General features: G+C 44.1%; 16 protein-coding genes and 2 pseudogenes. All 18 read right to left on the reverse strand.

Going from position 1 to position 22,392, the window contains the following annotated elements; translation table 11 throughout:
• A pseudogene (locus CBG25_RS21225) lies at positions 1-158 on the reverse strand (hypothetical protein); the annotation flags it as partial.
• A gap of 303 nt (positions 159-461) precedes the next feature.
• Complete coding sequence (gene mobF / locus CBG25_RS01705) at positions 462-5,405, reverse strand: MobF family relaxase (RefSeq protein ID WP_290604079.1); 4,944 nt, start codon at positions 5,403-5,405, stop codon at positions 462-464.
• Positions 5,406-5,416: 11 nt separating this feature from the next.
• Positions 5,417-7,516, reverse strand: a complete 2,100-nt coding sequence (gene traD, locus CBG25_RS01710) for a type IV conjugative transfer system coupling protein TraD (RefSeq protein ID WP_290604081.1) — start codon at positions 7,514-7,516, stop codon at positions 5,417-5,419.
• 81 nt (positions 7,517-7,597) lie between these two features.
• Positions 7,598-8,278 (reverse strand): annotated as a pseudogene (gene traT, locus CBG25_RS01715) (complement resistance protein TraT); the annotation flags it as partial.
• An 85-nt stretch (positions 8,279-8,363) separates the two neighbouring features.
• On the reverse strand, positions 8,364-9,110 hold the full coding sequence (gene istB / locus CBG25_RS01720) for an IS21-like element helper ATPase IstB (protein ID WP_290604083.1): 747 nt from the start codon (positions 9,108-9,110) through the stop codon (positions 8,364-8,366).
• Between the two features lie 14 nt (positions 9,111-9,124).
• On the reverse strand, positions 9,125-10,666 hold the full coding sequence (istA, locus tag CBG25_RS01725; protein ID WP_290604085.1) for an IS21 family transposase: 1,542 nt from the start codon (positions 10,664-10,666) through the stop codon (positions 9,125-9,127).
• Between the two features lie 352 nt (positions 10,667-11,018).
• The gene (locus CBG25_RS01730) at positions 11,019-11,699 is read right to left on the reverse strand and encodes a hypothetical protein (protein WP_290604087.1); all 681 of its coding nucleotides are present in this window, start codon (positions 11,697-11,699) and stop codon (positions 11,019-11,021) included.
• A complete protein-coding gene (traG, locus tag CBG25_RS01735; protein WP_290604089.1) occupies positions 11,696-14,512 on the reverse strand; it encodes a conjugal transfer mating-pair stabilization protein TraG in 2,817 nt (938 codons plus the stop codon). Before traG ends, CBG25_RS01730 begins: the two co-directional genes overlap by 4 nt.
• A gap of 2 nt (positions 14,513-14,514) precedes the next feature.
• Positions 14,515-15,873: a conjugal transfer protein TraH gene (locus CBG25_RS01740; protein WP_290604091.1), complete on the reverse strand. Its 1,359-nt coding sequence runs from the start codon at positions 15,871-15,873 to the stop codon at positions 14,515-14,517.
• Positions 15,870-16,400 (reverse strand): conjugal transfer protein TraF, encoded by a 531-nt coding sequence (traF, locus tag CBG25_RS01745; RefSeq protein WP_290604093.1) that lies wholly within the window; start codon positions 16,398-16,400, stop codon positions 15,870-15,872. Before traF (CBG25_RS01745) ends, CBG25_RS01740 begins: the two co-directional genes overlap by 4 nt.
• A gap of 2 nt (positions 16,401-16,402) precedes the next feature.
• Positions 16,403-17,164: a type-F conjugative transfer system pilin assembly protein TraF gene (traF, locus tag CBG25_RS01750; RefSeq protein ID WP_290604095.1), complete on the reverse strand. Its 762-nt coding sequence runs from the start codon at positions 17,162-17,164 to the stop codon at positions 16,403-16,405.
• Complete coding sequence (gene traN / locus CBG25_RS01755) at positions 17,161-18,960, reverse strand: type-F conjugative transfer system mating-pair stabilization protein TraN (RefSeq protein WP_290604096.1); 1,800 nt, start codon at positions 18,958-18,960, stop codon at positions 17,161-17,163. The genes traF (CBG25_RS01750) and traN overlap by 4 nt, the downstream gene beginning before the upstream one ends.
• The gene (gene trbC / locus CBG25_RS01760; RefSeq protein WP_290604097.1) at positions 18,953-19,375 is read right to left on the reverse strand and encodes a type-F conjugative transfer system pilin assembly protein TrbC; all 423 of its coding nucleotides are present in this window, start codon (positions 19,373-19,375) and stop codon (positions 18,953-18,955) included. The genes traN and trbC overlap by 8 nt, the downstream gene beginning before the upstream one ends.
• Before the next feature lie 10 nt (positions 19,376-19,385).
• A complete protein-coding gene (traU, locus tag CBG25_RS01765) occupies positions 19,386-20,375 on the reverse strand; it encodes a conjugal transfer pilus assembly protein TraU (protein WP_290604098.1) in 990 nt (329 codons plus the stop codon).
• Positions 20,376-20,383: 8 nt separating this feature from the next.
• Positions 20,384-21,079 carry a thioredoxin domain-containing protein gene (locus CBG25_RS01770; protein WP_290604099.1) on the reverse strand — a complete coding sequence of 232 codons (696 nt, stop codon included), beginning with the start codon at positions 21,077-21,079 and terminating at the stop codon, positions 20,384-20,386.
• Positions 21,076-21,435, reverse strand: a complete 360-nt coding sequence (locus tag CBG25_RS01775; RefSeq protein WP_290604100.1) for a hypothetical protein — start codon at positions 21,433-21,435, stop codon at positions 21,076-21,078. The genes CBG25_RS01770 and CBG25_RS01775 overlap by 4 nt, the downstream gene beginning before the upstream one ends.
• Positions 21,432-22,055 carry a type-F conjugative transfer system protein TraW gene (traW, locus tag CBG25_RS01780; RefSeq protein WP_290604102.1) on the reverse strand — a complete coding sequence of 208 codons (624 nt, stop codon included), beginning with the start codon at positions 22,053-22,055 and terminating at the stop codon, positions 21,432-21,434. The genes CBG25_RS01775 and traW overlap by 4 nt, the downstream gene beginning before the upstream one ends.
• Positions 22,048-22,389 (reverse strand): TrbI F-type domain-containing protein, encoded by a 342-nt coding sequence (locus CBG25_RS01785; protein ID WP_290604105.1) that lies wholly within the window; start codon positions 22,387-22,389, stop codon positions 22,048-22,050. The genes traW and CBG25_RS01785 overlap by 8 nt, the downstream gene beginning before the upstream one ends.
• Positions 22,390-22,392: the final 3 nt, after the last annotated feature.

Genomic DNA, 22,392 nt, shown 5'->3' on the forward strand with positions numbered 1-22,392 from the left:
GCAACTGACTTTTTCTCAGTACGAAAAAGATCTTTGATTTTATCCAAAATTCCCATGTAAGTCGCATAGTCTTTGTTTCCGCTTAATAGCCGTTTAACTCGTGACTCATTAATTTCTATAAAGTGATTATTATTGGGGATATTAATTGATAATGACATCTCAATTTCCTTACTTATTTATCTTAACTAATAAGATTAATTCCTGATTCTACTGTAGAAAAAACTTTATAATAATTATAAAGTTTGCAGTTCAAATACCGTTAAATTACCGCTTTGCTTGCAGTAAATTTATTACAATGAAAAAGATCAGCTTTTAATATTGATAGAAATCAGTTGATAACAATAGTTAATTTATATTATTTTGGTTTAATTGCATCCAGTTTATTTATATAATAGCCAAAAATTTAGCCGTTTTTAATATATATAATTATAGCTATAAGTAAAAAAGGCTACTTTTATACCCTATTCGCCATACTCTTTTTCTTTAACTTTTTGTTTATCTTCATGATGCAAAATATTGACCTCATCGTTATCTAATCGTTTAGATTCTTTATCGGAGTCTACCTCTTGTACCGATAAGTTGTCTTCGATTGGCAAGAAAAATTCATCGGTATTCATTAATTTTTCAGCATCAACATTCTCGGGTAATTTACTCTCCTCATCTTTTAGTAATGTATCATTGATGTCAATGTTTAACGCTTTATCCATATCAATGGAAAGACTTTCTTCTACTGCAGTTGCCAATTCGTTGGGTTTTGCGGTTTCCTGCGTAATTTCTACTACGATGGTAGTATCCGTTTCTATTTGTTGTAGTGCGCTTGGTAATTGGTCAGCCTGATAGGTTTTGGGTTCGACGCTTTCATCGCCCTTCTGGAGAATAATGTACTTGCCTTCTTTAGCCCCCTGATAACTAGCGCTTTCAAAATCAATATTGCCCGTATAAATCCCCACCGGCAAATGGTAGTTGCCTCGGTGAATGCCATTTTCATTGACAACGGGTAATAGGATTTCAGGGGATTTATTGAGGGTGCTTAATCTTCCTACCTCTGCGATGACTGGGTCTACTTTTTTCGCTAATGCGGTTTGGGTGATAACTTTGCTTTGTTCCCACAAGGTTTTTTCACTCACTGCCAATTGGTCATCTTGACGTTTTATAAAATCATGGGCTGAAAAGCGCTCACCGCTATGGGTTTCAATGTGCTTTATCCATTTCTCAGTATCGTCGAGATAAACCTGTACATGTTCTTTACTACGTGAAAATTCGACATAAGTATTATCCAGCGCGGCCAGTTTTGCTTTGTTGTCACTGGCACCATCATACACAATCACATAAGGCACGGATGCACCCTGTGAAGCATAAGCGGTAACGGCATAGGTATAATCAAGATGTCTGTCGCTCATCTCTTGATTTGGCTGATAGGTTAATGTTTTGCCTTTAAAATCAATTAACAAGGTATCCCCTTCGATTTTTTTCACTATCCCTATCTCATTATTTGCTGCCATGCGTTCTTTATCGGTGACGGTCAGCCTAATTTTTTCGCCTGGACTGACGGTTATCTTATGCGCTTGATACAATGTGATGGCATCGGGATTAAGTGTCATGACTGACAGATAACACTCTTGCTGATTGTCAGACTGGTGCAGTGAAAGGGTGCCATCTGATGACGTTTCGTTAATGTGATAATAGGTTTGATTGATTTTAGCAATGTTTCCGGTGTTTGTTTGCCAAAAATCGACGGTTTTAAGGTCAGCGGCGGCGTGATTAATCCGTTGCAAGGTAGGGATAGTGAGGCTTTGCTTGTCATCTGGGTAAAGTGTTTGATGAATCGCTTCATTAATCGCGGCTCTGTCACGATTTAATGGGGTGACAATCAGGGTGTTATCCTGTGCGTCTTTTGTTCTACTGGTGAAATCATTTACAATCGTGGCTATTTTTTCCTCCTGCGTTTTCCCTTTGAGGTCAACCACTGAATTAGCTGGAATATCACTATCTTTCATCCGCGTTACGGTATCTGGCGGCACGCTATTAATGACGGCGAGCGATTGTTTGATGTTGCCCGCTATTACGGCTTCGATTGCGGGTTTTAATTCCGGATTTTGTCGAACAATTTCACGCATCACCACAGTGTCTGCCGCGCTGCGCTCTAACGTTACTTTAAACGGTACGCCACTTTCAAAAGATTTGAGTTGCTGCCTGTCACCTGATAACACAATGCGCCCTGATTTTTCAGTAATGGTTTTTAATAAGGTGGCATAGGTTTTATTGCCTATCATTGAGCTTTCATCAATGATAAACAGGGTATTTTTAAAGTTGGTTTCGGTATTATTTTCATTCAGAAAACTGGCAATGGTTTGTGATTGAATACCGGCTTCTTTAAGTCCTGCCACCGCTTTGTGGGTCGGTGCGAGTCCTATTAGCGTGATGTCGGGTCGATTCTGTTTAAGGGATTTTGCCACGGTTTTAAACTGGGTGGTTTTCCCCACGCCTGCATAACCTTGAATGGCGATAATCTGGTCAGGTGAACGTAAGATTTTTTCGGCGGCTTTTTGTTGCCCCTGCGTGAGTCCGGAGGTATCAATAGGTAGACTCTGTTTAATCAGGGGTAACTGGGTGTTTTTGCCTTCTAATATCTGTTTAAGTATATGTGATTCTCTCTCAAAGGTTGATTTTTCGATAAAATTTCCCATCAGTGTGTTAAAACTGCCATCAATAGCGATAAAGTCGCCTTGTTTTAACTGTTTTTCAAACTGAGCGGCAATCTGTTTAATGGGCGTATGAGGTAATAACTGAACCGCTTTTGTAATCGCTGCCGCACCATTAAAAAAGACCTTTGAACCGGTTAATTTATCGAGAGCAATCTCGATGGCTTTTTGTATATCAGCTTGCGGATTTTGTTTTGCGGTCTGGTTATTTATTACCTTATAAAAGTCGATTTTTTCTGCACTAATGGTTTCCATTTTTACATCGTTAAAGGCCATTTTTTTATCAATAGTGGCTTTATCGTGTCCGGTGATGGCAATGACCGTTTTACCACTACGCTTAATCTGATTAATCGTGCTATCGTTGAGTTCTCGGTCATTGGTGATAGCAATCACCGTTTTGGTTTTTGATAAGCTCTTTCCTAACGATTCACAGTAATAGTACGCTAATGAGGCTTCGGTTTTCGGTGAAAAGGAAAAGGTCTTGCCGTGATTATCTTCAAGGATGACTTTATCCCGAAACAAAAAATTTCCTTTTCTTATCTGGCTGACGGTAAAGGCTTTACTGGCAGGAATATTGTCACCAAATCGCCGCTCTGATTTCACTTTATCCCCCATCCGCAGTTCTAGGGGTTCGGTCTTATACAACTGATAGTGGTTTGATATTTTATTGATAGGAAGCAGGGTATAACGACCGTCAGCATTTGATAACACAAGCGTGTTGCTCTTTTTGTCGATGTCCTTAATTAAAAAGGCTTCCTTCTGCTCGCCGTTTATTTTTTCTAATTGATTACCGACCTGATAAGTATTGCGGTTGTTACGGTTTGAGGCATCGAGAAACACTGATTTTCGCGTTGAGATGGTGACAGATTGGGATGACAGCAAGCCTTTTTCTATTAATGTGTTACGGACTTTATGTGTTATCTCAGCATTCAGTTTATTATTCCCTGTCTGAATGATAGCCTCCTTGTTGGTGGCGTGTAACCGAGAATAATAGTTTGCCGCCAGTTGTGATCGGTCTCTTTTATCCACTTTTTCGACAAAATAAAGCTGTTTGCTTGTATTAACCTGATGACAGTTAATCGTTGGGATATTGAGGTTACTGACTATTTGTTTTGTCAGTCCAGCTTCTGAACCTGCGGTGCTATCGAAAATAATCGCGGTTGCATTGTGGTGGTTTACGGTTTGCAGTAGGGCTTTCATCTTATCCAGCCCTATCTTTTCGGACTGATAAACGCTTAATAAGGCTTTTTTAGCAACCCTTTCATTTTGTTCGATGTCTTTTAACGTCATCACCTTCATGTCATTTTTAAGCTCGGCAACCAAATTGTTTTTGGTTGTCACATTTGGCACGACAATAATATGGGGCTGTCGATTTTCCTTCGCCAGCGTCTGAATCTGGGAAAGCGTGCTAAGATGGTGATTTGCGTCGCCTTTTACATTGACAAAATTAATCGCTGCATTATTTTTTACCAGACTGGTTATCAATGGGTTGGCTTGTGTTGAGTTTAATCCACTTTCTTTGGCGTTTAAGCCAGTTATTAACTGCGCTACGGCGTTTTCTGCTTTTAGCTGATAGGGGGTTGTAAAGATGGTACCTTCTCTATTAACGGGGATTAAAGTACCTCCATCCAAAAACGTTCCAATTTTGGCTCTTATGCTGTTTATCATGCCTGATTCAAAAGGTATCTGATTAATCACCTGCGTTAAGAGTTTGTCATAGGTAAATTTCTGATGATGAACCTCCAGTGACTGAATAGCATTTTTAACGGCTTGTTGCAGCGTGATGTGTTGCTGAGGGTCGATTTTTTGGTGGGTCACGGGTTTAATAATGGCATTTTTGTCAAATCCGGTTGCTTGTAACTTTTGTTTCCATTCCTGACGGACGGTTTCAATATTGGAAAAATCTTTTTTCTGGCGAGTATCTAAAGTGGCCACCATTTTTTGTTTTGCGGTTGCCTTTTCCCCAACCGCTGCAATGATTTCCTTGCGACGACTGGAGAAAATATCGGTGGGTACGCCTTTTATTTCCCACTGGCCGTTCTGACCGGCGGCAATAAACTGATAGCCCTGCTCGGTTAATTCCTCTTTCAAGAACTGGCGATATAATGCCCCTAATGCCACCTGATTATTCCAGGTCACCTCAACAAATCCCTGCCCCATTTGTCGGTCTGACGAGAGTGTTTTCCACTCACCTTGCTTATTTTGGGTGACATTCGCAATCACCGCATGCGTATGGAGTTGTGGGTCAAGGTTTCGACTGGTGTCATGCAAAAAAAGGGTAGAAACCAGATTACCGGTATTCTCAAAACGACTTATCCCTTGATGCATGGTACGGGTCGATGCCATCCGCTCTATCTCATTAAGGGCTTTTGTTACGGCATTTTTATGAGCTTCAACCACTTTCTTATCTTCAACGACCAATGCTAGTACTGAAACGCTTTTCGGCGCGGAAAAGGTAAAATCGTAACCGGCACGATGAGTATTTTTGCCTTTTGATAAATGCGTCATATCGCTGCCATCCGGTAACTTACCGTCTAGTACCTGTAAAAAATCGTTTTTATTCACCCTGCCGGTTAAGCCTAATATTTTTGCCCCTGTGCCATACCACTGGGTGTTATCCGCCCCGTTAAAATAGTAATTGTCCTTTTCTTCATAATAACTGGCTGCACCGGCAGAGCTGGTAATTTTATTAACGGTCAACATATCAACTTTCCTTACACCGATTTTTCATGCTCGATTTTTCGCGGGTTATTATTGTTGATGTCCTGATATTCATCGAGAGGCGATTCAGAATCACTACTGTCAGCGGTTTGGGCTAATTCGGGTGTAACGGTTGTTTTGTTGTCATACCAGGCGTAACTGAAACCCATGCCGTCATTTTCACTATTTATAGCGGTGTTATTCGGCGTGGTGTTATTTCCCTCTTCATTTTTATTGCTTTCGTCGGTATTGGTGTTTGCTTTTTTGTCATTATTGAACGTGTTACTGGCAATGGCTTCGGCTTTATTTTCAATCCCCGATTTATTCAGCTCCTGCTCAATCTGATTATCAAAAATGGCGGAGACATCGCGCTCAATTTTCCCTGCGGCAATCGTTTCATATTGTTTATGTTCCAGGGTGAGTTTAACAATCGGCACATCGCCAAGCAGTGAAACAAAGCACTGCAAATCATCCAGATTCTGAATATCGGAAAAACTGACAATTTTTTCGCGGGTATCTTCTTTCGAGAAGTTCACGCCATCACGAATGGTATCGACCCCATAACTATACTGGTCTCGGAATTTCAGCAACCGGGTTTCGCCCAGTTCTTTTTGTACCCACTCCGCCACACTGCCACTGGGGGCACGAAAATACAAGGTAGTATTGACTAAATCCCAAATCGCCCGTGCTTCCTGAGCGCCATAGTTCGCTTCCAGTTGCGAGAAGTTTTGAATGCCGATAAGGGTTGCCCCACCAAACTTACGTGCTTCTGAGAGGTAATCCAGAATAACGGGCAGCTTATGAAGACTGGGCAACTCATCTAACACTGTCCAGATACGCCGTTCTCTGCTTGGGGGTAATGCCAGCACGGATTGCATGGTGATATTGAGCCAGGTGCTGATTAACGGCTTTAAGGCGGCATGCAAACGACCATCACTGGAAATAAAAATCCAGGCATCTTCATCGGCATTTTGTACCCATTCCCGAATGGAGAAAGGTGGCTTGCCTTCTTTTTCCAATCCCTGACAGTAACGCAACGCTTTGACATAAGCACTTAACACGGTACGAATGGTCATGGCGGTTTTTTCTATACTGCCATCGACTAAATTAGCGGCATCGGTGCCCTGGACAAAATCATGCAATTCAGCCAGAGAAATGGACAATAACCGCTGTAATAATTTTTTAATCGAGCGGTCAGGATGTGAGCGCATATGCTCTGCGGTCGCAACAAACAACAGGCGAGCAGACATGAGCCAGAACGGGTCACCACTTTTGGCATCGGGGAACAAGGGCAGCGCAAAGGTTTCAAAATCGGCGCGGTCTTGACACTCTCGCCATAAATCCCAGTTCGGGCAACGTGCATCCATTGGGTTTAAGATGATATCTTTGCCTTCCCGATAAAAAAGCGGAATAAAGTTATTACCTTTATCGTAGATAATGGCTCTTTTCCCCTGCTTTCTTACCTGACTCAACAGGTCATTAATAACGGTGCTTTTCCCTGTTCCCACCGTGCCATGCAGCCCAATATTTTGCTGTTCACTGTTTTCAACCAGGTGCAAATCCCCAATTTTAAGCGATGAGAGTTTACCGTTGGCTTTTAAAAACTGGTTAATTTCTTTTACCGAATTTGCCAGATAGCGACCGCCAATAATCTCATTTTTTCGCTGCTGCGCGCCTTTTTTACCTAACCACCAGAACACCGCCACAATCAAACCAATAAAGGTAAAGGAGGCAACACCCCACGCCCAAAATGCCGCGTCTTTCAATAACACATAGCAATGAATAAAATACCTGTCGATACGCACCTCGCGTGCGGTTTTTTCAAATTCAACCACCTGACCGGTTCTGGGGTTTAACCAGTGAAAGGTGAAAGTGCCGCCTTCGCTGGTGCCAATCGCTTCCTGTAGCGGGATGACCAGTGTATCCATTGCCCAATAGGATAACCCGTGTATCATCTTCTCAAACGGGATTTGAAAGGCAATGGTGGCAAAAAAAACAAGAATGGTAGCCAGAATTACCCAGAACGCCACGATATTGGCTATCTGCATAAACATCGCCACCATATACTTAATTACCTGACCACCCTGGGTCATGTTTCTGGCATCAAGACTCATTATTAAACGTTCCTTTACGAGAGGAAGCCCAATTGGTTATCGAAAAAGCGTGATGTTAACTGGGCTTTATTTTTTGAGAAATTAAAGAATATTAGCGATGCTTTTGGCTAACTGGTTTTCCAGTTCCGGTTTCGCTTCTTCAAATTTCAGATTGACCTTGTTGGCATTGGACACAATGCGCGTCTGGTATTTATGGCGGTTGGTGGTTTCGGTGCTGGTCTGAAGTTTAGCGCCGGAGGTGCCCTGTTTTAAGCGCATGGTATCATTTACCGTCACCTTGGTGCCGTTGCTTAATGCGCTAATTTGCAAGTCCGTTATCATGGTGTAATTCACATCCTCCACCATGGCATCGACCGCCGCGCCAACCAGCCCTGCGGCTAATCCCATGCCTAATGCGCCGCCGGTGGAATCGACGTTATAAGCCATGGCGCTTGCGCCCACTGCTGCGCCAAGCGATGCCCCTTCATAACCTTGTGATAAAAAGCGGTGGGCATCTCTTAAGTCCATCTTATCGGCTTTTAACACATTGGCCTGTATCCAGTAATAGGCAGCATTCGGATTATTCACCACGGTATAGCCTTTCGCTTCCACCGCTTTTCTAATTAAGCTCGCTAAATCCGACATATCTTTATCGGAGGTATTTTTGATTTGCAGGTAAACGGTTTTCTGTAAAGCCGGATCTAACCAGATGGTTTCGCTCATTTGGGTTTTTACTTCAAGGTTGCGTTTTTTCACTGCCGTACTGACTGCACTACAGCCTGTTGCGTATTACCATGAAAAAGATCACTTATTAACATCGATGGAGATCGCTTTGTGTCATTATCACAGAACCATTTTTAAATTAACTTCACTGATCTCCATCAGTCAATAGCGTTTGTATTTTTCGCATTGATTCTCCTTTTAGCTCTAATTTGATGCTGCCATGAACCAGCCGATCTAAGATTGCATCTGCATGGGTTGAATCACCTATCATTTTGTACCAATTTTCTATCGGTAATTGGCTTACCACAATAATTGAACCTTTTTGATACATTAGGTCAATAATTTCCAGTAGATCGCTTCGTTGCTCTGATGAAAGAGGTTCAAGCCCCCAATCATCTAGCAAAAGCAGATCCGTGTGATTTAGCTTTGTTAGCAACTTACCATATCTGCCGTCTGCATGACCTTGATAACAAAGCTCCATTAGGGATTTTAATCGGAAGTAATACACTTTATATCCCTGTCTACAGGCATTATGTCCCAGTGCACACGCCAGATAGGTTTTCCCACTTCCTGTCGCGCCTGTAAGTAATAGATTCTGTTTCAAACTTAACCAGCTGCCCTGACTAAGTGAACGGATTAACGTTTTTTCTATCCCTCTGCTACTACGGTAATCTAATTCTGAGAGTTCTGCATTGAGTCTAAATTTTGCCTGCTTAATTAACCGTTCTGCTTTTCTATTCTCACGATTAGTCAATTCTTCTGCGACTAACAATGATAGGCGCTCTTCGAATCCGAGTTCTTGATAAGTATTGGGTTGAGCGTTCTGATTTCTTAGGGCATCACGCAATGCGTTCAATTTCAGAACAGTGAGTTGCTCATAAAGATGATTCATTATAATTTCCCTGATTAGTGATAGTATTTGCTTCCGCGAACGTTCTCATGCTCCAGTGTTGATAACAGGTCGGGTTTTGTATCTGGAACTGTCTGTTTATCTAGTCCTTTTTCTAAGATTGATTTTATTCCAGCTAATCGCCATACTTGAGTTTTTAACGCCCTGGCACAAGCGGCATTAAGCCTTGCATTGCTGTATTTTTTGTGAAGGTTTAGAAGCCCAAGGCAAAACCGATAACTTTGTTCTGGATGAGGTCGAGAGTTCAGTACCTGAAGAACATAGTCATGGACATCACTGCCCAAACTAGCGGCCCACTCAAGAAGACGTTCAGGTGTCCAGGTTGCATGCTGTCTATGGGATTCAGGCATATGTTCTGTTCGAGTGCTGTAGCCATAAGTTCTGCAGCGGGGATGGACTGCAACTTCCTGCTCTTTATTAAATAATCTGACTAACTCGCCGGAAACTCGAGTTTCTAATTGTACTCCGAGAAGCGTATATGGAACCGAATAATAATGGTTATCAATCTGAACATGATAATCTTTATGGACTCTAACTTTCTTTAACAGAGTGAAGCTGTAATGGGCTTTTGGTAGTGGTTTTAACACAGGGGCGTCTAACTGAACAAAAAGCTCAGCTCTAGAGTAACTCATTTTTTGCATCTTTTTGGTATTTAGCCTTTTCAATAAAACCTGGATGTGTTGATTGAGTGAAGCAAGACTATAGAAGTGTTCGTGACGAAGTCGGGCCATAATCCAACGTTCAACAAGCTGCACGCCGACTTCAGCCTTAGGTTTATCTTTTGGCTTACGAGGACGGGCTGGCATGACGGCAACATTGTAATGCTCAAGCATTTGTTGGTAAGTCGGGTTGATGTCAGGATCATATTTACAGGCTCGTGAAGTTGCACTTTTCAAGTTATCAGGCACCACAATCTCAGGTACACCCCCAAGCGATTGGAAACAGCGAACATGGCTCATTACCCAGTCCTCAAGCTGCTGAGACCACGTTGCTTCTGCCCATGTATAGTTTGATGCGCCAAGAACAGCAACAAAGAGCTGTGCTGTTCTGGTTTCGCCAGTATTGGGATTAATAATATTGATAGTGGGACCACAATAATCAACAAAGAGTTTTTCACCGGCTTTATGAACTTGCCTCATTGATGGGTTTGTGGTTTTTAACCATTCACGATAAAGACGACAATAATGGTTATAACTATAAAAACTCCCTGGGTATTGTTCAGCATATTCCTCCCAGAGCAGTTGTAATGTCACTATTTTGTTACGTAATTCTTTATGTACTTCCGCCCAATCAGGTAAAGAATGTTTTTTCATCTTCACTTTAGTCTGGCTAAATGCCTTTCGTAAGGAAGATGGGTCCCATTCTGTGGGTAAAGGCCATTGTTTTATCCCCAGTTGAGCTGCCCGATTAGCATATCGTGATACAGCAGATGGCGATATCGATAAGCTACGAGCTATCTGGCGATGACTGAGCTTGGCTCCATATTTAAGTCTAAGTATTTCTTTTAGTTTTCTCATTGAAATAGGTACTGTTGGCATAGGTATTCTCTACCCTCATATGGCAAAGAATACAGTTCAACACACCTGTGATAATTAGAATAACATTGATGGAGATCACCGAATAACAAAATGGGCCAAAAGTGATCTCCATCGATGTTATTAAGCGATCTGGTTAAATGTTATTAGCTGATCTCCATCAATGTTATTGGGTGATCTGCATGCATGGTAATATGCACCTGTTATAGCCACAGATGTCGATATTAAACTGACCAAGATTAAACGCTTAAAAGGGTGTGCCATTTTTAAAAACTCCATATTAAAGGTATAAGGGATTACTTGAACAGCTACCTGTTCAAGTAAAATGGTGATAAAAGATGGTTAGATATGATGATCAAATATCACGATGACCCCCTGAGAAATGGTCATTGTGATCAAACCCACTTGTCGTGCTGAAATCATTGTCATAATGGTTATATGAAGTATGTGAAGAATCATCGTAAGAACTATCAAACGAGTAGGAAGATAAAGATCCGCCTATATCATAACTGCCCGAACCGTACATATTTCCCGCACAATCTGAGCCACATCCACTCATTGATAGCCCTGTGGCTGGATTAGTATCTAATCTATCAGAGATCTCTTCATCAAAAAGATTGCTATTTGCGTATTCACTATTGAAAGGAGAAAAGTTATGTGATGAATGATCTGAATATCCATTCCGTTGCCAATCTTGAGGGGCGTAAGAAAAAAGAATGGCGCCAGCAATAAATAATGAAATGATTGCGGATAGTATTATCCCTCCGTAGATAACTTCGGAAAACACATATCCATCATTTTTTGCGGATATCTCTAAAAATTCTCTTGAGAGAATTAAAATATTTCCGATAAAAAAGCCACCGAACAGAGGGTATTTGAATACTTTTTCACTTTCACGCCAATTTTTTGAAAAAAAACAAAATACAGCGCTAAGGTTAATGACGCTCATCGCGATCATCGATGATGCTTGCTTAAAGTAGAACAAAAACAGCGTTTCGAGGATGACTATTGTGATGATAAATGCAATAAATCTCATTCTGATTTTCCTCCTTTATCCTCGTACCTTTTAAGATTAGTGGATTTTTCCTTATTTATGGCCTTCTCATTGGCGGTTATTTTATCCTGCGTGGGTGCCACGTTATGCCCAAAATCGGTTTTTTCTGCCCGTATCGCTTTTGCATATTCACCGGTATTGGCCTCGGCGGATTCAAGTAGGCTGACTTTATTGCTTTCACCCGTTTCTGGGTTAACAATGGTCTGGTGTTGTCGAATTTGGCCTTTATTGGCTTGCGTTTCCAATTGCCCCACATTTTGATTAAAACCGTTTGGATTATATTGACTGGCATCATGTGGGACTTGCATGCCCTGATAATGACTGGCGACTACTGTTTGACTGGCAAAATGATTATGGCGGATATCCTCGGCAATCCTGTCGCTAAACTCACTTACCAGCGCTTCACGCTGTGCTCTAACCTCTGGTGACCCACTGTCGGTTAACACATGACTCGCCTCTGATTGCCCTAAGCGTTGATAAGCAAACTGGGTAAATTCCTGCTCCAGGCGGTGCGAAGCACTTAGGCGTTCTGTTTCCGTTAAATTGGCTTGCTCAGATATGCGCTGCTCTTTGGTTTGACTTGCGGTAAATCCTGCAAAGTTTTCGCTGGTATTTTGCAGAGAGGCTCTTAGATCTCTGACTAAAGAACGGGTTTCCGAATTAGAGATACGACTAATTTCATCGTCTGTCATATTCTTAATAACGGTTGCTGACTGACTCGATGCGAAATCTTTTGCCACTTGCATATCTTCGCTGGTTTTGTTGCTTTTTGACGCAGAGTCTGTATTAGTGTCTCGCCATTCATGATTGTACCTTGCGTTAGCATCTAATTCCGCGCTCGCTTTTGCGTTTGATGATCCCTTGCTAACACTCAGGCTTCCTTTTGCCCCAAATCCAAAACCGGCAACATCGGTACTATCGGTTGAAGTTCTATCCTCTCTGGATGTACTGTTATTGGAAGACATGGCTTCTTTTGCGTATTGGGATTGTCGTTGAACATCCTCAATCGCCTGGCGTTGTTCACTGGATAATTTACTATCTTGCGATCCCTGCTTGCTAAACTGATTACTTAGCGCCGTTGAAATATTATAGGTATCATTAATGGAACTCTTTAAGCCCTGATGGTAACTTTCACTTTCTTGGTGTTGACTGCTTAACGCTTTGCTAAAGCTGGTATCGAGCATCGAACTGGTGTCCAGACTAAACGGCAATTTCGAGATAGCTTGTGTGGTATCGACAATATGCTGGCCACTTTGGGTGGTGCTAATCATCGCCCCGTTATCGATTTGCTGGCTGGAGAGTCCCGCTTTGTAACTGCGGTTTAAATCGGTTTTAAAGCCGTTGATGTTTTCCACCTGCATATTGGCCATGTTGTAATTGCCACTAGCCACCGCTGACGCATCGGCGGTCGTTGCCCCTGCCAGGGCGTTACCCAAATAGGAGCCGGCACTGGCAATCTGTTGTCCGAGGGAAGTGAAGAGTTTAAAACTTAAAAACGGAATCGACATCATCATCCAGCCAGCAATACCAGCCGTCGTGCTGCCGGTCTGGGTCAGTCTGTCCAGATTAGAAAACGTCACATTTTCGCCATTTAGCGTGGTTGCCATCATGAAGTTGTAAACATGATTAAAAATAGCAAACATCACTGGCCACAACATGAGGCTGCCCATGATGTTAAGGTAATTAATGATGACTTTGTACGTTATTTCTCGCACAAAAAGCGCTAAAGCCATAATCGGAAAGAGCGAAATACATAAAAGCATCAACACGGTATTGAGTTGCGGTAACATTTCACTGGCCAGATGATAACTGGCTTGATGGGATAAGCGCATTTTGGCCAGCGACTGTTCCGTGGTAATCAGGTTTAACCCCGCGGGGTCATTCATGGCTGCGGCATAGGCGTTAAAGCCTTTTCTTAAACCCGCTATCATGATGTTCTGTTTTAAAATATCCGCCGCACTTTGGCTTGCTTTCATGAAGTAGTTGTAGCTGCCTTCGAGCATATGCGGTAACACCACTGATGCATCGTGGCGGCCTGGAAAGAGCTTTCGTGCATAAAACATCAGTGTATTGCCGGTTCCGGTGGTATCCAGATTAAGCAGTGATTTGAGTTTGACTGTGGCTTGCTGGCAGGTCATAAACTGACTGCGTGCCCCCTCGGTGTTTTCAGCCTCCCACCCCTGATAATAAATCCCTCTTAAGGGACTGGGTTTTGAGAAAATCAGGCTATAAATATCACGCGTGTTGAGTAGCTGACTTAAGCTGTATTTGTGGTTAAGCTGAATATCGGGGATGACACAGTTTTTGACGTATTCACTGAAATTGGCATTAATTTCAGGGCTATGGCTGTGAAAGGTTAAGGATTCCTGCATCAGTTTCTGGCCAAACATCAATCCGGTTTTGCTGTAGGCAACACTCTCCGGCAGATGGAAAAAATCATCATAGAAGGTGGCCACAGAATGGCCGATACCCGTTAATAACCAAAGTGGGGTAGCCAAGCCCACCGGCACATTATCCACCCGATTGATTTTATCCGGCCTCGTCAGGTCGTTGACCACTACGGTGACTTTCGGTGTGAGCAATAATGCCGTCACACAAACAAAGGTAAAGCCCCAGGCAAAGAGTCCCTTTAAGTCATGGGTTTTAACGTACGTCATGACGCAGGTTAAAATGCCGAGCGTTTCCGCCAGATAAAGCAGCCCACCCCAGGTGCGGTGATTGACCATCGCCGCCACCGCATTTAAGGTTTGGGTCACCATATCGCCGCCACTGATAAACCAGGTATCTAACACCATCTTCACCCTCCAAACTGATAGTTGCTCATCAATCGGGAAGACAAACCCGATGAGAGTTGCTGGCGCAAATAGTGCAAATTGCGCTCAAGCTCCAGCAGATGACTTTGATTAATCCGCATTTTAGTTAAGCGCTGCGCCATTTTCTCGCGCACGGTTCTAAGGCTGTTTTGAAACTGTTTGTTTTCTTCCTCGGTATTAAGACTGCCTGCGCCGGCTACTTCCACCAAATCAATCAGACCGTCGATATAGCTCACCACCATGTCGCTGGCGATGTATTCGGCCAGCGATGTGACTATCGATTCATCGAGACTGAGTGAGGCACTGTCAATCACATAGCGCAGGATTTGGACGCGGGTACTGCCAATCAAGGCCGTTTCCTTATCGGTTAACGCCGCATCGGTGGTGGATTTTTTAAACAGGCTTGACAACAACTTTTGGATTTGTGCTATCATGCCATGGCTGGCGGTAACCGTGATTTTGCTCTTTGTGGGCTTCAGGCATTGCGTGACATCGTCACAACGATATACCTCCGTTGTGCCCCCTTTTAAAATTGCGTCCATCACACTGTCACTTGCCCCTAGCCCTGGCAACACCGATAACTCTCCCTGATTGCCATAAATCACGGTGCCGACCAGCGACATCATCAGCTCCTTTAATTCCCTGTCATTACTTATAAACTGGTTAATTTTCTCAAACGCACTCCAAGTTAAATTGCGATTGCGCGGTATGCGCTTTTTCTCTTCGTCGTTGGCGTGGTTAAACACCTTGTTGGTTTCGCCGCCCACGCCACAGCCCTGGCGGGACGCTGCCCAATCGGCAAAAACGCTGTGGTTACCGGCGATATCCTGACAAATATGTTGGGTGTTGGCCTGATTTTTTGGCCACAGTCCACCGATAATGCCTTGTGCCGCCTGACAGGTGGAGATATTGGTGTTGTTAATATCGGTCGCCAGCTTCTGCAGATAATCCTTAACCGCCTTGGCTTGCGGTAGTGCGGCTTCCAAGGCCAAATCAAACGCGTAACCCGCACCATTACTTAAAATCTGTTTGGCCATGATTTTTATCTGGTCGGAGTTAATGAAACTAAATGACCCCAGATAGGCATCAATGCCGCCACAACCAGATTTCACTTCGGGTAAGGTGACCGAAATAAGCTGGATTTGCCTGACGGGATTGCGCAGAAACAGCGACCCACCCGTGAGATAACCTGCTGCCTGTCCTTGCCACGCCGCCGCTTGCGTAATATTCCCGCCACTGCCACTATCGAGTTGCTGGAAAAACTTGTTTAAATCTTCATTGATACCCGCGTGCGCTGTGGCACCAAACAGCATCATGGCGATTATTGGATTGCGGTTTTTCATTGCAATACCCCCAGTTTTTCAACCAACAGAAAAGACTGCTCCAGTCGGTTAATAAACATTTCTGCGCTCAGCATGCCTTGCGAAACGGGAATAGCGACCAGCGTTTGCGTGTTAACAACAAAATCCGTTGGCGTTACCTGCGGTAATTCTGGGAAAAAATCACCAATCACATCAGGGGTTACCGGTAATACGTTGCTAAATGTGCTATCACCGAGTCCGTCAAAACTGTAGACAAAAACCGGAATACCCAGTTGCTGCGCGGTGGCATTGAGCACAGGGTTAAACTGCTGACAATACCGACAATCGGATTTCATAAAATGCACGATTTGCCAATCGGTGATATTAAGCACCTGTCCGTTTGATAAGCGAAAGGTCTGTGGCTTCGCGTTGGGCGCTGCGCGCTGTTGAGCCAGCTTATTCTCTGCTGCTACCGTTTTGTGTTTTTCGAGTGCGGCGATTTCATCAATCGCGCCCGCATTGGCAGGAATGACGAAAAGCAGTACGAAAAAAGCAAATAGTGTTTTCATCGTTAATCTCTCGGCGCAAAATCAGTCACGCGGTTTAACAACCGTTTCGCTAAATCATCCTGACTGATAAAACCATAAGCCAGTGGATGGTAGTTGCCCGTGCTCGGGTCAACCAAAAAGAGTGCAGGGAAATAGCGAATTTGCATTTTTGCCGCCTGTCCACGGTCTTTCTGGCTGTTGGGTAACTCGGGATTGATGACGCCATCCACACTAATTGGCATCACCGCCATCTGATATTGCCGGGCAAATTCCCGCACCACTTGGGCTAATTTGTTGTCCAACGGTACCTTGCCACGATAGAAGAAAAAGACCCCATAGCGTTGATTGACGGATTTAATGGCGGTGGCTTGGGCTTTACGCTCGTTCGCGTAAGACAAGGTTGCGGTGGCGTTATAGTGTGAGTGACGGTTGTTGTAATCGAGTTCTGGTTTGAGGAGTAGCACCTTCTGCCAGGTGGCTGAAAACTGACTGGCGTTATCCGACCAGTAGTTTTGAAATGCCATCCAGCGCGCCACTTTCTCCGGTGATTTCGGGTCGAGCACCGCAGCATTGCGTAATTCATCGCCGAGCGCTTTGATTTTTTGCATGGTTTCCACGGCTGACAGCGGTTTTTGCGGTGATGACGGCGCTTCCGGCGATTCCTGTTGCGGTGCCGGTTCGTTATACCAGTGCCAGCCAACCGCAGGGGAATAGTGATAGCCATCGTCCGGTTTGGCGGTAACCACCGCCGATAACAGCAAGCCACTTAACAAAAGGCGTTTCATGATTTGCGCCCCTGTAATTCGTTTTTAATCTGCTGACTGATTTTTTCAGTGAGCTTTTTGCTATACGGTAGTTTCGTTTGGCTATTGAGTTCGTAATAGAATTCGGTGAAATCCAGCGTATCAAATTTCACCTGTTGCAACTCGTCAATCGTCAGTCCGCGACAGTCGGGATGTTTAGCACTGCCAAACCCCACGCCCAGTTGACCATCCCGACCTTGCGCTTGCACAATCTGCGCGAGCTTACTGTCAAACACGCAATAGCTGTGTTTTTTTCGCAAACACACGCCTAACACGTCTTCAGCGCAAAACTCCCCCACATCGACCACCAACCCTTTTTCTTTGGCTTTGCCTATCGCTTTTTCTTCACTGTCACAACTGGCCAGCCCAATATCATGTCCCCAACCGCTGCTTTTGCAGCAATTACTAAAGCCAATGGCGGTTTTACGACACGCCATCGGTTTACCGGTAAAGGCACTGATATTATTGCCATCCCCACTGATGTCTTTACCGGCTTTAGCGAGTGCGGCTAATTGTGATACTGCTTCGCCAAAGTCATTGTTTTTACCTGAGGCAATGGCGGCACACTTGCCGTCTGAGCAGTAGAATTTACCGCCACAAAGAAAGCCTTCCCCCTGCATGGTTTGTTGACACTGGAATTTCACCGATTCTTTAACGCATAAATTGCCGATTTTCTGCAAACACTGGCGTGACCCTTCGCTGCAATTGGGGTCTTTTTCCCAGCGTCCACAGGTATTGTCATCGTTTTCAGAGACCACCCATTCCTCCGATTGCTGCCAGCAAGGGAGCGTGACAGGATAACGTTTACCGTCTTTAACAACATAACGGGTCTCCCCTTTTTGGCTGCACCAGGCTTTGGTTTTGACGGCATTGGCCTTATCAACGGGGCATTTTTGCGTCCAAACGACTTTCGGGTGCCAGATTGTCTCTTTGGCTTTTACGGTAAAGCGCAAGGTTAATTTGGCAGGCTGATGAAAGCGATAGGCGCCAGAGCGGCTTTTATCATTGTGTGAAAAAGGGATTGGCTTGCCTTTAATGAATTTTCGATTAGTTATCTTTAGCTCACCGCTAATAGATTCCTTTCCTCCGAGCCAATAAATAAAACTATCCCCCATCCCTGAAATGCCCACGCTGTGGTGGCAACGGTAACAACCTTGATAGGTGTAAGTCACTTTTTCTATCGTGCCATCCACATCCGGCGTGATAACCGCAACAATCCGCCTCCCTTCCTTATGGAAAGGCAGGTTTTGTAGTTGATAAACGCGGGTGACGGTTTTGGTTTGCGTTTCACTTGCCCACTCAACGCTTGCCGTGTTGGTACAGGTACTGACTATCGTTTTTCCCCGCTCGCAAACATGCGCTTTAAAGGTTGATTGGCTAATGCTTTTTTTACTGCACTGCTTAGCACTCCCTGCCGTAATCCCCTCGGCATTTTCCTGGATGGTCTGGCTGTTTTTCACCATATCCGATTGCCAATCAATTTTATCTTTGGGATTATTAATGTAAGTTTCACGGGCGAGCTTGCCTAACTCACTTTCATTCAGTGACTGATTGGCAGCATTGCCTATTTTCGATGAATCTTGATAAAAATCCGCCTCATTAGGGTTGGCGGTAAAATTGGGCAGTTCTTTTTGCGGCTGAAAATCCTTAAGGGTAGACTCTGCCTGTTTTTGTGTTTGTTCGGCGAGGTCATAACCTTCTTTCGCGGCACTATCCATATCGTTGGCAAAAGCCGATATCGCAAACATAAAGAGTGGCACGGTCAGTATTTTATTCATCACCGCACACTCCATGACGACTGATTTGCGTTAATCCTTCCTCCAGCGCCACTGACCCATACACGATATCAAACGTTTTGCCGCAACGTTTAACCAGCGCGGGGACTTGGGTAATGCCATAATAGTCAAAGCGCAAGGGGTCAATCTGAATGCCGCTGACCTGATATTTTTTAATCAGATTAAGCAGATAACGCGCCGTTTTTTCCATGCTATTATCTATCAGCCCATTAAAATAGACCGGAATTTGCTTCATTTGCGCTGATTTTAATAATGGTACTAACGTTTTTTCAGGAATGCTGGATGAGAGAAAATAGGCGGTTTCTTGCGTCACGCCTTCTAACGACATACCTTCCTCTGCCTTTGAAGTGGCTGAAGCCAGCAAGATTAACAGTGAGAGTAAGGTGAGTTTTCGCATCTTCATTCTCCTAAAGCACCACACAGTTGCGTTTTTTCCACACCAGATAGCCGTAATTCTTCTTAGTGTTGGGCATTTCTTTACCGGTTTGCCAGCGAATCACACTGCGACCGGTGGGGTGACACTGATTGGCATCCGGCACGGGATTGACCATCTGATAGCGATAACGGCTTTTTGGCATAATCACGGTCGGGTATTCCTGACACACGGCTTTATTTTCCCCTATCGTGTCCCAAATCATGCCCTGACGATGTAATTTAAAATTCATGCGTTCGGTAAGCAGCAGCGCACTATTAATGCCACTGCTTTCAGAATAAATCGTCCCTGTAAACGGATACATCGAGCCATGTGAGCCCGCGCACCAAAAGAGCGCATCCAGTGGTAAACGGGCCTCACTGGCAATCGCATCGGCGGCACAGGCTAACTGGGCAATGCTATTGCCAAACAGCAGCGCTTCCGGATTGGTAAAAAGCGCCAGATTGTCGTCCATCCACATCGGGTCAAGTTCGGAGAGATAGCCAATGTCATATTCCCCACCTTGCATGCAGCCAATGGTGGTTAAAATATTGAGCCAGCTAATCAAGGGATATTTGTACCAGTGAACGTGATACATCCCGCCTGGATTTTCATTCGCGCCTTTGGTGCCTTTTCCCATACCAATCTGTCCTATCGGAATGGTGAAACCGCCCATATTGACCATACACATCGGAGCACGGGTGACATCGGTCATGGCAAACGGCTCCCAGAAACCTATCGCAAGACCAATACGCTGAAATAACGGCGGTGGCGCAGGACATAGCTGAATCGGTGATGAAGGATTACGCGTATCCGGCAGGCTACTGCTATTTAAACTGATATCACCAAGGCTGATTGGAAACAGACAACGCCAGCAGATATCGGTAATGGGATTAACCCAGCGACCCTCACACAATGACGCTTTTGCTAGCATCGGATTGAGTAGTAAAAAAGCAAACAATAAGTGCAAGCGTCGCGTTTTCATTATTCACCTCACTTCGCTTTTTGGACGGTGGATAATAACGTTTTTTCATCGACCACACCGGTTAACATTGTGGTGGTGTTCACGTCTGGATTTTTGGTGGCAGTGACAATGAAAGCGGGTGTGGTTTTTATATTTAACTCTTCCAGGAAGTATTTGGTTTGCTTGGCTATCTTGTCGCTCGTGACATCCCATCCCAAAAGTTCATCTTTCGTGCCAGCAAACGCAATCCCTACGCCAAACATCGCATCCTTTACGGATTGCCCCTTAAATAGCTGGCTAAAATAGTGCATAAATGCCTTCTCTCCCTGCAATATCCAGACCTTTTTTTCAGCCTGTGCCGCTAATTGGGCATTCGGTAATTCACCTTGCGTATTTCGAAATATCACGCGAATATCGGGGTGGTTTTTTGCCAGCGTTAACAACATCGGTGCCATTTTTTTACAGTCGGCACACGCATAATCATAAACCGCGACAAGCGTGACGCTTCCTTTTGCATTAATGACAGGATGCATGCCACCAAAATTTGTGCTGATATCTTCAATGGCGCTTTTTTGGATTTCTTCGGCGCTCAGCACTTTACAATCTACTGCAATAATCGTGTCGCCCTCGGTATGTTTTGGCGTACAGCGTGTTGTTTCGGCTAATACCGCAGCCGGCAACAGTAATGCGCTCATTAATAAACCCACTGTGATACGACTTTTCATAAAATCTCCTGTTTTTGTATTCTGATTTCGGTGCCTTTTTTTAACTTCATCAGCCGATTGAATAATTCATCACCAATGTCGGCATCCGTTTTTGCTTCATCAAAAACGTAAACTTCGTCGTCAGGCGAAAATTCAGGGGCTACTTGATGGCTGAATTCAATTAAAACGTCAAAATGTTCAATTTCTAGGTCTGGTTGATCGAATAAACAAATACGCATATCAGGAATACCGACATTCATCATCGCTCTCAGCTCTTCCCCTATTTCCTGCTCAAGCGTCCCACTGGCAGGATAAAGATAAATACGGTGATGATCGGATTTTTCGGGATTAACTTCTAAATCTTCAAACTGACTCATTTTACCGCCACCTCAGTTATGCGTAGTAAGGATTGATTTGGCATTTCATCGACCACGCTGGGTAATTTCTCAATGCCGAACCGGTTAACCAAAACGCCACCCTGGTCAAAGTAGATACGCTGATTTAAGGTCTCCGCCGTGGTTTTTATATTTCCGTTCACCAAAATGATTTTTTGGATGGCGGTCGCGGGTTTTTGCGCGGCGACCCAGGCAAGCTGTTTTTCGTCATCACCATCGATGAAATAAAGCGTTTCATTAAAGGGGGTAATATCAAACGGATTCACCTTCTGCCCTTTGCACGCAAAAACGATGCCGTTGTGGTCACGAATATTTTTGGTAACCGTGAAACTGGGGTCAAACGTCCGCGTGGTATTTTTTACTGCTTTTGTGAGTCCCTGTAAGGGTTCAGGTCGCTCGGCATTTTTTGTTACCAGTTCACGCCACTCTTTGTGGATTTTTTCTTCATTGCCTAAAAAGGTACTCTCCACCTGCCCTTCAATCACCGTCAGCAGGTTTTGTTCAGCAACCCCCCACACATCGCCAAACGTGCCGATTTCAGTGGCTAGACTAATCGCACTAAAATTTGTCAAAAATAAAAAACAGAGCAGCCACTTATTCATGGTTTTTCATCGCTTCGGCAATTTGTTGCTGGATATCAGCGGTTTTATCTATTGCGCCTGCCATCACTGCGCCACTGACCAATATTACGGTGTTACTTTTACTATTTTTTTCTAGCACCCGCTTTAAGGTGTTGTTATATCGTTCAATTAACTGGTCTTTTTTCTCATCTGACAAGTGCAGTTTGCTCACCTGCACTAAAAAGCGATCGGTGGTCTTTTTCATATCAAAGGTGACAATCTGCATCGGTGGAAAAAGCCAGCATTGTGCGGAAATCATCAGCAGAGCACTTAACAAACTGCAGGTGATAAAATTGATGATGGCGGTCTTTTTCATGCG

Source organism: Arsenophonus sp. ENCA, assembly GCF_002287155.1.
Taxonomy (GTDB): Bacteria; Pseudomonadota; Gammaproteobacteria; order Enterobacterales; family Enterobacteriaceae; genus Arsenophonus; species Arsenophonus nilaparvatae.

Coding starts and splice junctions, on each gene's coding strand:
- traF (WP_290604095.1), bottom strand. CDS start 17,164: ATGAAACGCCTTTTGTTAAGTGGCTTGCTGTTATCGGCGGTGGTTACC.
- istB (WP_290604083.1), bottom strand. CDS start 9,110: ATGAATCATCTTTATGAGCAACTCACTGTTCTGAAATTGAACGCATTG.
- CBG25_RS01785 (WP_290604105.1), bottom strand. CDS start 22,389: ATGAAAAAGACCGCCATCATCAATTTTATCACCTGCAGTTTGTTAAGT.
- traG (WP_290604089.1), bottom strand. CDS start 14,512: ATGGTGTTAGATACCTGGTTTATCAGTGGCGGCGATATGGTGACCCAA.
- traF (WP_290604093.1), bottom strand. CDS start 16,400: ATGAAAACACTATTTGCTTTTTTCGTACTGCTTTTCGTCATTCCTGCC.
- CBG25_RS01775 (WP_290604100.1), bottom strand. CDS start 21,435: ATGAGTCAGTTTGAAGATTTAGAAGTTAATCCCGAAAAATCCGATCAT.
- istA (WP_290604085.1), bottom strand. CDS start 10,666: ATGCCAACAGTACCTATTTCAATGAGAAAACTAAAAGAAATACTTAGA.
- traW (WP_290604102.1), bottom strand. CDS start 22,055: ATGAATAAGTGGCTGCTCTGTTTTTTATTTTTGACAAATTTTAGTGCG.
- mobF (WP_290604079.1), bottom strand. CDS start 5,405: ATGTTGACCGTTAATAAAATTACCAGCTCTGCCGGTGCAGCCAGTTAT.
- CBG25_RS01740 (WP_290604091.1), bottom strand. CDS start 15,873: ATGAAAAACCGCAATCCAATAATCGCCATGATGCTGTTTGGTGCCACA.
- CBG25_RS01730 (WP_290604087.1), bottom strand. CDS start 11,699: ATGAGATTTATTGCATTTATCATCACAATAGTCATCCTCGAAACGCTG.
- CBG25_RS01770 (WP_290604099.1), bottom strand. CDS start 21,079: ATGAAAAGTCGTATCACAGTGGGTTTATTAATGAGCGCATTACTGTTG.
- traU (WP_290604098.1), bottom strand. CDS start 20,375: ATGAAAACGCGACGCTTGCACTTATTGTTTGCTTTTTTACTACTCAAT.
- traN (WP_290604096.1), bottom strand. CDS start 18,960: ATGAATAAAATACTGACCGTGCCACTCTTTATGTTTGCGATATCGGCT.
- traD (WP_290604081.1), bottom strand. CDS start 7,516: ATGAGTCTTGATGCCAGAAACATGACCCAGGGTGGTCAGGTAATTAAG.
- trbC (WP_290604097.1), bottom strand. CDS start 19,375: ATGCGAAAACTCACCTTACTCTCACTGTTAATCTTGCTGGCTTCAGCC.